The sequence below is a fragment of the Arthrobacter sp. NPDC055585 genome (assembly GCF_053619115.1).
In genome coordinates, this window is the sequence record NZ_JBSHIT010000010.1 from 1 (window position 1) to 11,825 (window position 11,825).

An 11,825-nucleotide genomic window follows, 5' to 3' on the forward strand; every position below is an offset into this window, starting at 1 on the left:
CCGGCCGGCCAGCACTGCCTAGTCCAGGGCCGCGTCCTCCAACATCATCGGTTCAACACTGCCTGGCCTCCCGGCAGCCTGCCGCCCTTCCCACGTTCAGTGACACCTGTTACCCAGTGGGACCACACCAGACACCACCCGCCACAAACCGTGGGAACCACGGCCCAGAAGGCAGGCGTGAACCCGGGCCAAATCCACCGGCCACACGCCTGCAGGAATCCAAGGATTGCTAGGGTGTCAGGCATGCGGATGGGGAACGACTCGGCAAGGACAATACAGCGGCGCCGGCTTGGACCATGGCTTCCACATCTGGCTGCAGCCCTGATCGTGGCGGGTATCTACTTCTATGGCGTCCTGATCTACGGCGGTCTGCCGGAAACGGTGCCTACACACTGGGGATCAGACGGCACTCCAGACGGGCTGATGGCACTGGCATCGGCAGCCGCTCCTGCCATGACACACTACGAACCTAAAGACAGTGCATGGGACGAACTCCGGAGACGGGGAAACATCGCGGGCACAGTATCGGCGCTGGGAGTGTGCTCCCTTATAGTCGCTGTCGTGATTGGCACGCTGACGGTGGCAGGATGGCGGACTCCTGAGTTGGTGCCAATATGGCCCGCACTCACCGTGATGCCTTTGGTACTTGCTGCGCTTCCCGCCTGTTACGGCTGGGAAACCAGACGTGCCCTTCAGGCAGCGCGGAACCAGGGAATCAACCCGACGGATGAGGAGGCGGCAGAGGAAGCCAAGTGGATTGCTGGCATCCTCTACAACGACGAAGCTGATCCGCGTGTCCTGGTTTCGAAACGCCGGGGGAGCGGCATGGGCATGACCATCAACATCGGCAACCGCGCCGGACGCACCGCCGTCGTGGTCTTCCTGATCGTCTGCGCGCTGCTGCCGGTCGCCGCCACCGTCGGCGCATCACTCTGACCGAAGCGGGAAGCGCCTTTCCTCGATTAGGCTTGGACTCATGCGTATTGCTCGGTTTATCCAGGACAGTGACCCTGCCTTCGGCATCGTCGACGGTGAAGAAGGCCATGAAGAAATTGCCGTGATCAAGGGGGACCCCTTCTTCTCCGGCGTGCAGCTCACCGGAGAACGGCACAAGCTGGAGGACGTTCGCCTGCTTGCTCCGATCATCCCGCGCAGCAAGGTAGTGGGGATCGGCAAGAACTACGCCGACCACGCAGCCGAAATGGGCGGTGAAGTTCCGCCGGCGCCGCTGATGTTTTTCAAGCCGAATACCGCAGTAATCGGTCCCAACGATCCCGTGGTGCTGCCGTCCTTTTCCGAGGAAGTCTCCTACGAAGCCGAACTCGCGGTAGTGATCGGCCGGATCTGCAAGGACGTTCCGCTGGAACGCGTGGACGAGGTCGTCTTCGGCTACACCTGCGCCAACGATCTGACGGCCCGCGACGCACAGCGGACGGACAACCAGTGGGCCCGGGCCAAGGGCTTCGATACGTCTTGCCCCATTGGACCGTGGATCGAGACAGACCTGGACACCGACAACCTGTCCATCAAGGCCTACCTGGACGGCGACCTGGTACAGGACGGGAACACCTCCGAAATGATTTGGGGGGTCCGGGAACTCGTGTCCTACGTTTCCCAGGCCTTCACCCTCCTGCCCGGCGACATCATCCTCACGGGCACCCCGGCCGGCGTTGGCCTGGTGACCGAAGGTCAGCGCATCGAAATCCAGGTTGAGGGTATCGGTACGCTCGCCAACATCGTGCGCGGCTAGGCAGCAGCTTTGTCGGGGGGATCACGGGAACTGACTGCCGGGAACTTGCTTCCGGGCGTGCTTTGGAGTGCCGTGATCCTCCTTGCCGCGGTCAGCAGCGGAATTACGACGGCGGAGGCCTGGGCCTGGGGAGCAGGCACAGTGTTGCTTCTGCTGATTTTTCCCTGGCTGCTGGTCCGCACTCTGGACCGGAGGGGGGACCTTCGTTACTCGATCGTCAGGGCTCCGGTGACGCCGGTAATCCTAGGCGCCGGTGCACTGTGTTTTATGGTGCTGCGGCTGATCCTCTGGCTTGACGGTCCGCGGGTGCTGGCGGCCGGCGTTTTTGCGATGATTGCTTCTTATTCCGCCGTCCTGGTGCTCAACCGTGCCGTAAAGCTGGACTGGAGCGCCGTGAGTACCGGTGCTGCCGCCGTCGTCATCCCGGTCCTGCTGTTCTCGATCAGCGGGGGACCGATGCTGCCCGCCGCAGCCGCCGTACTCCTGTGCATCCTGCTTGCGCTTCGGATGCGCGGCGGCTGGCAGCTGCCCGCAGCATCGGCTGTGGCCGGCGCCGTAGTGGGCGGCGGCCTGTTTGTGCTGCTTCAGGGCCTGAACACGTAGGGGTTTGGCGGCAGCGACTAAACTGGAGGAATCATGACTACTGAGCCTTCTTCCTTCGCTGATCTTCCCACCGTCGACGACAACACTCCGGTGCGGGTTCGTTTCTGCCCGTCCCCGACCGGCACGCCCCACGTGGGCCTGATACGCACGGCCCTGTTTAACTGGGCCTACGCCAAGCACACCGGCGGCAAGATGATCTTCCGCATCGAGGACACAGACAAGGCCCGGGACAGCGAGGAGAGCTTCCTCCAGCTCCTCGACGCGCTCGACTGGCTGGGCATCACCTGGGATGAAGGCGTCAACGTTGGCGGCCCGCACGAACCGTATCGCCAGTCCCAGCGCGGCGATATCTACCAGGACGTCATCGCCAAGCTCAAGGACGCCGGGCACCTGTATGAGTCCTACTCCACCCCGGAGGAAATCGAGGCCCGGCACCGTGCAGCCGGCCGGGACATTAAGCTCGGATACGACAACTTCGACCGCGACCTGACCGAAGAGCAGATCGCGGCCTTCAAGGCGGAGGGACGCGAGCCTGTGCTGCGCGTTCGTATGCCCGATGAAGACATCACTTTCAACGACCTGGTCCGCGGCGAAATCACGTTCAAGGCCGGCACTGTCCCTGACTTCGTGGTGGTCCGCGCCAACGGTGCACCGCTCTACACCCTGGTGAACCCGGTCGACGACGCTCTGATGGGCATCACCCACGTCCTCCGCGGCGAGGACCTGCTCTCCTCCACTCCGCGCCAGATTGCGCTGTACCGCGCACTGATCGACGTCGGAGTGGCCCAGTACATGCCGCTCTTCGGTCACCTGCCCTACGTGATGGGCGGCGGAAACAAGAAGCTCTCCAAGCGCGACCCGGAGTCCAGCCTGTTCCTCCACCGCGAACGCGGCTTCATCCCCGAAGGCCTGCTGAACTACCTCTCCCTGCTGGGCTGGTCGCTGTCGGCTGACGAGGACATCTTCACCGTGGACCAGCTGGTGGAGAACTTCGACATCCACGACGTGCTGTCCAACCCGGCCCGTTTCGACATCAAGAAGGCCGAAGCGATCAACGGCACCCATGTACGCAAGCTGGATCCTGAAGACTTCCGCGGCCGCCTGGTGCCGTACCTGCAGCACGCCGGCCTGGTGGGGGAGGAGCTGACCGGTCGGCAGCAGGAAATCCTCACTGAGGCCGCGCCGCTGGTCCAGGAACGCATCACCCTGCTGGGCGAGGCCCCGGACATGCTCGGCTTCCTGTTCAAGGACGACGACGCGATTGACGTTGCCGACGACGCCCGCAAGGGACTGCCCGCCAATCTCATCGAGGTGCTGGACGCAACCCTGGGTGCACTCGAACCTGTGGAGGAATGGACGGCGGAGCACATTCAGGCCGCCCTGCGCCAGGCCCTGGTTGAAGACTTGGGCATCAAGCCCCGGCTTGCCTTTGGCCCGGTGCGCACCGCCGTCTCCGGCCGCCGCATTTCCCCGCCGCTCTTCGAATCCATGGTGATCCTGGGCAAGGATTCATCTCTTGCCCGGATCCGCGCGTTCCGCGCCGCGGAGGCCTAAGGAACCCATGAGTGACATGCGGCGCGGCAGGCCCACGGGTGTGCTCTTTGATATCGATGAGACCCTCGTGGACCTCCGCACCGCTATGGGCAACACCCTGCGAGAGATCAGCGCCAAGGACCTGGCGCACTTCACCGAGGAGGACTGGGCGGCCTACCAGCACCTCTATGCTGCGGACCCGCGCGGTTACTACGACCGGTACCTGGCGGGTGAACTCAGCTTCACCCGCCAGCGCCTGCTTCGGGTAGCCCACGCCCAGCAGTCCCACGGGCTGCCGATGTTCGACGGCGACGCCGAGGAAGCTTGGAACGCCGCCTATGATCAGACGCTTCCGCGGCACTTTCAGGCGTTCGGCGACGTCGTGCCGGTGCTGGACCTGCTCGACGCCCACGGGATTCCCTACGGCGCCGTCAGCAACAACGTCCATGACTACCAGCGCGCCAAGCTCGACGCCGCCGGCCTGGAACGTATTAAGGTTCTGGTGGGCATTGACGCCGTTGATGCGGCCAAGCCGGATCCAGCGATCTTCCTGGAGGGAGTGCGGCTGCTCGGTACCGAGCCGGCTCGGACCCTCTACGTAGGGGACAACCCGGTAGTGGACGGGAGGGGAGCTCTCGCCGCCGGACTGCAGGCACTCTGGGTTGAACGCAGCGGCAATGACCAGCTGCGCGCTGGCCATCGGCACTTGGCGGTAGCCGACAGCCTGGCGGCAGTTGGAGCCGCCGTCGGTCTGCACTAGGGCGCCGCAGCGGACCGGTTCCGGGGCCGTTTTGTACTCCGGCCGGAACCCGTGTATAGTAATAACTCGTGCTGAGGGGTTGAGGCCGGAACTTGTTGGTCCGGAAGCGGCCCGGAAGAGCACATTGGGATATGGTGTAATTGGCAACACAACGGTTTCTGGTACCGTCATTCTAGGTTCGAGTCCTGGTATCCCAGCGCTAATCAAATTGGGTATTTAGCCGAATTTGAGAAATAAACGGCAGGTATGAAATACTTGTTGAGCTCACTTAGCAGGTGAAGCAAATGGCCCCATCGTATAGCGGCCTAGTACGTCGCCCTCTCACGGCGGTAACGCGGGTTCGAATCCCGCTGGGGTCACAGAAAACGGTCCCGGACAGAAATGTCCGGGACCGTTTCCATTTAACCGATTCCTATTCTGCTTCCGTTATTTTGAGCAGGGTCCGCAGATTCCGCGTTGTCGTCGCTGATTTATAGCGGGGTTTAGCGGCCGCCTTGGACAGCGGGGATTCGAGCGTGGAACCTTTCTGCACTGTCCACGCCACCGCTTCGGGACCTATCCGGACCTGCTCGGCGCCCGCGGACGCGCCAATGTCGTAGAGCTCGTCGAGCACTGCCGGGTCAGAGGAGAAGGTGACGTAGGCATGGGCTGCGGAATCATCCCCGGCATACGGAACGGCTCCGGCGAGCTCTGCCACCCGGGATAACGGGAGCACAATCACCCAGGCCTCGTAGCCGAATGCCTTGCGCAGCTCCTGCTCCGTCCGTTCCTTGAGTTCGGCAGCGGTCCAGTCCGCGGTCACGACGGCGTTGCCGCTGGCCAGCAGGGTACGTACGTCCCGCAGTCCCAGGTCCACCAGCACGGCGCGCAGGTCCGCCATTTTCACGGTGATGCCGCCCACGTTTATTCCCCGGAGCAGGATGGCGTAGCGGGTGTCCCGCACAGGGTTCATACGGCGAGGGTACTCCGGGCCGTGGCGGCGTGCAGCATAATGAAACACCGGGACACAGACAGACAAGGAAGCGGATTTCGTGGCAAAGAACGCCCAATACCCCAGGCCGGTGGCAGAACTGGGCGAAGCGGAGCTGCTGGCACGCATTTTTCCGCGCCTCGGCGGCGGGCGGATGGTGCTGGGCCCCGGCGATGACGCTGCCGTGCTGGGTGCTCCGGACGGCCGGACGGTCATCTCCATCGACACTCTGGTCCAGGACCAGGACTTCCGTTTGCGCTGGCCTGGCGGATACCGCACCACTGGCTACGACGTCGGCTGGAAATGTGCTGCCCAGAACCTCTCCGACGTCAACGCGATGGGGGCGGTAGCGACGTCGCTGGTGGTCAGCCTGACCCTGCCTGCGCAGACACCGGTCAGCTGGGTCGAAGGACTCGCTGACGGACTCTCGGCCGCTCTTCGGGCCCTCGGAGCTGAGGACTGTGCCGTTGCCGGCGGCGATCTGGGCCGGGGTAGCCAGCTGGTGGTTACCGCGGCTGTTACAGGTGACCTGCAGGGCCGGACGCCGGTGCTCCGGTCCGGCGCCCGGCCCGGAGACGTGCTGGCGGTGTGCGGGGCGCTGGGCGAGGCTGCGGCAGGACTGGCCCTGCTGGAGAGCCCCCTGGACTACACCGAATTGAACGGTCCTGAGCGGGCCTTCACGGCGCTTCAGTCCCGGCCCTGCCCGCCGCTGTCCGCCGGACCCGCGGCTGCCGCAGCCGGTACACACGCCATGATGGATATTTCGGACGGTCTGGTGCGCGACGCCGGACGCCTCGGCAAAGCCTCCGGCGTGCGCGTCGACCTGGATGCTGACATCCTCCGGGCGGAAGCGGTGCCGCTGGCCGGCACCGCCTCGAAGCTTGGCGCTGACCCGCTGCACTGGGTCCTGGGCGGGGGAGAGGACCACGGATTGCTGGCCGCCTTCGCCCCGGACCAGGTCCTGCCCCGCGGTTTCCGCAGGGTGGGCACCGTACATGCACGGAGGCACGGAGAAAGCCTGGTGAGCGTGGGCGGTGCGGAGCCCGCCGCGGCAGGCTGGGACCACTTCGGCGGCTGAGAATCAGTCGAGCAGATGGCGCTCACGCACTCGCCGGGATAGATCAGCCAGCTGTTCCCTGCTCAGATCCGGAAGATGCTCCAGTTCCCTCACTATTGACTGGAGCGTGCCCCGGGTGCGGGCACGGACGAGCTGGTTATAAAACCCGACAATCACACCGGTGGCCAGCGCGACCACCAGGATGCCGTACAGGGAAACGATAACTGTCAGCATCCGTCCCACGAACGTTTGTGCCACGAAGTCACCGAAACCGATCGTGGTGAAGGAGACAAAGAGGTACCAGAGTGCATCGCCGGTGCGTGGAATTCCGGGCTCAAAGAGCGGCAGCACCAGTGCGGCGCCCGCATATACGGCGAGGAAACCGTAGAACACGACGTCGGCGCTCGTGACGCGGATGATGTTCCAGAGGACGCGAAACCGTTTCATGCCCGCTCCTTTGGGCCCGGGCTTCCCAGAATAGGCCGACGGCGGGTCAGTCGGTATTGGTTCGCAGCGCTTCCGTAAGCTGCGCCGCAGCTTTGGAGACCACTTCGGCGTGGATGCGGCCGGGCTGCCGGGTCAGGCGCTCGATCGGCCCCGAAATGGAGACAGCGGCGATCACCCGCCCCGACGGTCCGCGGACCGGTGCGGACACCGAGGCTACACCGGGTTCACGTTCGCCCAGGCTCTGGGCCCAGCCGCGACGCCGGACGCCGGCCAGCACAGTCGGGGTGAAGCGGGCATTCTGCAGGCCTTCAAGCAGCCTGTCATGGTCCTCCCACGCCAGCAGCACCTGTGCTGCGGAGCCTGCCTTCATCGAGAGCTGCGTACCAACCGGAATGGTGTCCCGCAGGCCGATGGGCCGCTCCGCGGAGGCAACACAGACACGCCATTCGCCCTGACGGCGGAAAACCTGCGAACTTTCCCCGGTGGCATCGCGCAGGGCCAGCAGCACCGGCCCGGCGGAAGCGATCAGCCGGTCCTCACCCGCAGCTGAGGCCAGCTCCACCAGTCTGCTGCCCAGCACAAACCGGCCCTGGATGTCCCGTCCCACCAGACGGTGGTGCATCAGCGCCAAAGCCAACCGGTGCACGGTGGGCCGTGCCAGACCGGTGGCAGCCACGAGCTGCGCCAGAGTCGTGGGCCCGGCTTCGAGTGCATCGAGCACCATTGCTGCTTTGTCGATGACGCCCACACCGCTTGAGTTGTCCATAGAATGATATTGCCGTCTCAATATCTGAGATGCAAGCCGAAAAACTGGCAGGGTGCCGGGGATGCTGGTTGTCTTAAACCATCAGGATTCCGCAGTGCCCGGCAGAACCGCCGGAAACTGTGCCGGGGCGAGGAGCAGAAGACAATGGGAGAGCACTCAGCGGGCAGGACGCTCGCCGAAAAAGTGTGGGATGAGCATGTAGTTTCCAAAGGCAGCGACGGTGCGCCGGACCTGCTCTACATTGACCTCCACCTGATTCACGAGGTCACGTCTCCGCAGGCCTTCGAAGGGCTGCGCCTGGCCGGCCGCAGACTGCGCCGCCCGGACCTGACCATCGCCACGGAGGACCACAACACTCCCACCCTGGCAATCGACAAGCCAATTGCGGACCCGGTCAGCCGCACCCAGATTGAAACCCTGCGCGCCAACTGCGCCGAGTTCGGCGTCCGCCTGCATCCGCTGGGAGACGCGGAACAGGGCATTGTCCACGTGGTGGGCCCGCAGCTCGGTTTGACCCAGCCCGGCCTCACCGTTGTCTGCGGTGATTCGCATACCTCCACCCACGGCGCCTTCGGCGCCCTCGCAATGGGTATCGGAACCTCCGAGGTGGAGCACGTCATGGCTACTCAGACGCTGTCCCTGAAGCCCTTCAAGACCATGGCCATCAACGTTGAGGGAACCCTGAAGCCCGGCGTCACTTCCAAGGACATCATCCTGGCGGTCATCGCGAAGATCGGCACCGGCGGAGGCCAGGGGTATGTCCTGGAGTACCGGGGATCGGCCATCCGCTCGCTGTCCATGGAAGCGCGGATGACCATCTGTAACATGTCCATCGAAGCAGGCGCCCGCGCCGGCATGGTTGCCCCCGACGAAACGACGTTCGCTTACCTCAAAGGCAAGCCGCACGCGCCGCAGGGTGCCGACTGGGACGCCGCCGTCGAGCACTGGAAGTCCCTGGTTACCGATGAGGACGCGGTCTTCGACGAAGAGGTGTTCCTCGACGCCAACGAACTTGAACCTTTTGTCACCTGGGGCACCAACCCGGGCCAGGGTGTTTCCCTCTCCGAGGCCGTTCCCTCGCCCACTGACTTCGGTGACGAGAACGCCCGCGCCGCCGCTGAGCGTGCCCTCGAATACATGGACCTGAAGGCCGGCACTCCCATGAAGGACATCCGGGTGGACACCGTGTTCTTGGGCTCCTGCACCAACAGCCGGATCGAGGACCTGCGCATCGCGGCAGACATCATCCGCGGACGGCAGAAGGACCCCAACATCCGCATGATGGTGGTCCCCGGTTCCGCCCGCGTCCGGCTCGAAGCCGAAGCGGAGGGCCTGGACCAGGTTTTCAAGGAGTTCGGCGCCGAATGGCGTTTCGCCGGATGTTCCATGTGCCTGGGCATGAACCCTGACCAGCTGGAGCCGGGGGAGCGCTGCGCCTCCACCTCCAACCGCAACTTCGAAGGACGGCAGGGCAAGGGCGGACGCACACACCTGGTCTCCCCGGTAGTGGCAGCAGCCACAGCTGTGCGCGGGACCCTGAGCTCGCCGTCGGACCTTGACCCCCTGCCCGGCGCAGCCGCCGGTTCCACCGCCACCGCTGCCGCCTAGGAGAACATCATGGAAAAGATCACCACCCACACCGGAATCGGCGTTCCGCTGCGGCAGAGCAACGTGGACACCGACCAGATCATCCCCGCCGTCTACCTTAAGCGCATCACCCGCACCGGTTTCGAAGATGCCCTGTTCGCCGGCTGGCGCAAGAACCCCGAGTTCATCCTGAACCAGAAGCCGTTCAGCTCCGGCTCCGTGCTGGTCGCCGGCCCGGATTTCGGAACCGGGTCTTCCCGTGAGCATGCAGTCTGGGCGCTAAAGGACTATGGCTTTCGGGCTGTGCTCTCCTCCCGGTTCGCAGACATCTTCCGCGGCAACTCCGGCAAGCAGGGCCTGGTGGCAGCCCAGGTTGCACAGGACGACATTGAGCTCATCTGGAAAGTGCTTGAAGAATCCCCGGGCACTGAAGTCACGGTCGATCTGCAGGCCCGTACCGTTGTTTGCGGCACTGTCACCGCGCCGTTCCAGATCGATGACTACACCCGCTGGCGCCTGCTCGAAGGACTGGACGACATTGGGCTGACCCTGCGCCACGAGGAAGACATCACCGCTTTCGAGGCGCGTCGTCCTGCTTTCAAGCCAACCACCCTTCCGGCGCGGACCTAGGCATTCCCGATCAGAACAGTCTCGCTGCCGGTAGTCGGGCGGCATTGGGTCTAACCACGCGGTGATTTCGAGGTCCGGGCATTGCCTGGACCAAGGTTTATTCCTCGCCCTGGCTGAGAACGAGGGTATGCCCAGATGGCCTGAGAACCGAAGTCCGGAGTATTCAGGACCTTGGGTAGGTGCGATCCTCCAGAGCCTCAACCTCCCAAGGTGGGAGCCGCCGGGTAAGAAGAGCCAAGTGTGCACAAAAAGGTGCCTATGCCCCGAGGCCAGCGGACGGTTGCGAAGCAACGACTGCCCGCCACAGCCTGGCTGGAGGTGAAGCACCACAATGGACGGTAGAATCGGGTGGTTACCGGTAGATTTTTAGCAGGGGGATTTTTGTGCGCATTTCTGTGATTGGTTGTGGCTACCTAGGAGCAGTCCACGCCGCGTGTATGGCTGAACTGGGCCATGACGTTGTAGGCGTGGACGTGGACCGCGCCAAGATTGAAGCACTAAGCGCTGGAACGGCGCCGTTTTTTGAGCCTGGTCTCCCGGAGTTGCTGACACGAGGTATGTCATCCGGGAGGCTCCGGTTTACCACAGACACGTCCGAAATAAGCGGAAGTCGTGTTCATTTCATTGCGGTTGGGACTCCGCAAAAACACGGCGAATATGCCGCTGATATGACCTATGTCGATGCAGCGGTCGAGAGCATCATGCCGTACCTCAGCGCAGGTGACATCGTAGTCGGCAAATCAACCGTCCCGGTGGGTACAGCGCGTTCCGTTGCGGAAAGAGTGGAACTCGCAGTGCCCGGCGCCACCCTGGTTTGGAACCCTGAGTTCCTCCGCGAAGGGTTCGCTGTCAAGGACACGCTTTCCCCTGACCGGCTCGTCTATGGGCTGCCCGCAGATGGATTGACAGCATCCGCCGTTCTGGACGAGGTGTACGCATCCGCCATCGAGGCAGCGACCCCCGTCGTCCGAACAGACTACGAGACAGCGGAACTCGTCAAGGTGTCTGCAAATGCATTTCTTGCTACGAAAATTTCATTCATCAACGCAATGGCCGAAGTATGCGAAGCTGCTGGAGCTGACGTAACGAAGCTTGCGGACGCGATCGGCTACGACGAACGAATTGGCCGTAAATTCCTCAATGCCGGCCTGGGTTTCGGAGGCGGGTGCCTGCCGAAGGACATCCGGGCGTTCCTGGCGCGGGCGGAGGAGTTGGGCGTCGGCGGCTCCCTGAAATTCCTGCGAGAGGTGGACTCCATAAACGTTCGACGCCGAACGAGGATTGTCGAGCTGACACGCGACGTCTGCGGAGGATCCATTCTAGGCAAGAAGATTGCCATTCTTGGATTGGCGTTTAAGCCGAACTCGGATGATGTCCGTGATTCACCTGCGCTCAACGTGGCAGTCCAGCTGCAGCTCCAAGGTGCAACAGTGCTGGCGACGGATCCGGTTGCGACGGCAAACGCCAGACGGAGATTTCCGGAGCTGACTTTCGCTCCAACAGTTGACGAGGCAGTTCAAGAGGCGGACGCGGTTCTGTTCCTGACGGAGTGGAACGAGTACAAGGAAATCGATCCGTTCTGGCTGGGTGACCTGGTCAAAACCAAGGTTGTCGTGGACGGGCGCAATTGTTTGGACCCTCAGAAGTGGCGGGGTGCGGGCTGGACGTACCGGGCCCTGGGGCGGCCCTAACACTGAACTCCGGGCGCGGGCGGCTGCAGGA

12 protein-coding genes and 2 tRNA genes are annotated in these 11,825 nt (G+C 63.6%); 11 read left to right on the top strand and 3 right to left on the bottom strand.

All coding sequences use genetic code 11. The annotated features are described in order from the left end of the window. Positions 1-243 precede the first annotated feature (243 nt). The 7 genes from ACWGQ2_RS15535 (at position 244) to ACWGQ2_RS15565 (ending at position 5,005) form a co-directional block, all read left to right on the top strand. Positions 244-936 (top strand): DUF1648 domain-containing protein, encoded by a 693-nt coding sequence (locus tag ACWGQ2_RS15535; RefSeq protein ID WP_452018853.1) that lies wholly within the window; start codon positions 244-246, stop codon positions 934-936. 40 nt (positions 937-976) lie between these two features. Next, on the top strand, positions 977-1,750 hold the full coding sequence (locus ACWGQ2_RS15540) for a fumarylacetoacetate hydrolase family protein (RefSeq protein WP_452018855.1): 774 nt from the start codon (positions 977-979) through the stop codon (positions 1,748-1,750). A 72-nt stretch (positions 1,751-1,822) separates the two neighbouring features. Next, positions 1,823-2,353, top strand: coding sequence for a hypothetical protein (locus ACWGQ2_RS15545; protein ID WP_452018857.1), 531 nt, complete (start codon positions 1,823-1,825; stop codon positions 2,351-2,353). Positions 2,354-2,386: 33 nt separating this feature from the next. Beyond that, on the top strand, positions 2,387-3,907 hold the full coding sequence (gltX, locus tag ACWGQ2_RS15550; RefSeq protein ID WP_452018859.1) for a glutamate--tRNA ligase: 1,521 nt from the start codon (positions 2,387-2,389) through the stop codon (positions 3,905-3,907). A 7-nt stretch (positions 3,908-3,914) separates the two neighbouring features. Continuing rightward, entirely contained in the window at positions 3,915-4,646 is a 732-nt protein-coding gene (locus ACWGQ2_RS15555; RefSeq protein WP_452018861.1) for an HAD family hydrolase, read from the top strand. A 125-nt stretch (positions 4,647-4,771) separates the two neighbouring features. Then, positions 4,772-4,843 (top strand) — tRNA-Gln (locus ACWGQ2_RS15560). Positions 4,844-4,932: 89 nt separating this feature from the next. Further along, positions 4,933-5,005: transfer RNA gene (locus tag ACWGQ2_RS15565), tRNA-Glu, on the top strand. A gap of 53 nt (positions 5,006-5,058) precedes the next feature. On the opposite strand, the gene ACWGQ2_RS15570 is transcribed toward ACWGQ2_RS15565, so the two are convergent. Beyond that, positions 5,059-5,598, bottom strand: a complete 540-nt coding sequence (locus ACWGQ2_RS15570; protein WP_452018863.1) for a DUF1697 domain-containing protein — start codon at positions 5,596-5,598, stop codon at positions 5,059-5,061. A 79-nt stretch (positions 5,599-5,677) separates the two neighbouring features. Here ACWGQ2_RS15570 and ACWGQ2_RS15575 point away from each other — a divergent pair, with 79 nt between their 5' ends. Continuing rightward, on the top strand, positions 5,678-6,694 hold the full coding sequence (locus tag ACWGQ2_RS15575; RefSeq protein ID WP_452018865.1) for a thiamine-phosphate kinase: 1,017 nt from the start codon (positions 5,678-5,680) through the stop codon (positions 6,692-6,694). 3 nt (positions 6,695-6,697) lie between these two features. Here the strand turns inward: ACWGQ2_RS15575 and ACWGQ2_RS15580 are convergent, their stop codons facing one another. Continuing rightward, positions 6,698-7,120: a potassium channel family protein gene (locus ACWGQ2_RS15580; protein WP_452018867.1), complete on the bottom strand. Its 423-nt coding sequence runs from the start codon at positions 7,118-7,120 to the stop codon at positions 6,698-6,700. Positions 7,121-7,166: 46 nt separating this feature from the next. Beyond that, the gene (locus ACWGQ2_RS15585) at positions 7,167-7,886 is read right to left on the bottom strand and encodes an IclR family transcriptional regulator (protein WP_422402301.1); all 720 of its coding nucleotides are present in this window, start codon (positions 7,884-7,886) and stop codon (positions 7,167-7,169) included. A gap of 144 nt (positions 7,887-8,030) precedes the next feature. Here ACWGQ2_RS15585 and leuC point away from each other — a divergent pair, with 144 nt between their 5' ends. The 3 genes from leuC (at position 8,031) to ACWGQ2_RS15600 (ending at position 11,794) form a co-directional block, all read left to right on the top strand. Then, the gene (leuC, locus tag ACWGQ2_RS15590) at positions 8,031-9,494 is read left to right on the top strand and encodes a 3-isopropylmalate dehydratase large subunit (RefSeq protein ID WP_452018870.1); all 1,464 of its coding nucleotides are present in this window, start codon (positions 8,031-8,033) and stop codon (positions 9,492-9,494) included. 9 nt (positions 9,495-9,503) lie between these two features. Continuing rightward, positions 9,504-10,103: a 3-isopropylmalate dehydratase small subunit gene (leuD, locus tag ACWGQ2_RS15595; RefSeq protein ID WP_452018872.1), complete on the top strand. Its 600-nt coding sequence runs from the start codon at positions 9,504-9,506 to the stop codon at positions 10,101-10,103. A 383-nt stretch (positions 10,104-10,486) separates the two neighbouring features. After that, complete coding sequence (locus ACWGQ2_RS15600; RefSeq protein ID WP_452018874.1) at positions 10,487-11,794, top strand: UDP-glucose dehydrogenase family protein; 1,308 nt, start codon at positions 10,487-10,489, stop codon at positions 11,792-11,794. Positions 11,795-11,825 lie beyond the last annotated feature (31 nt).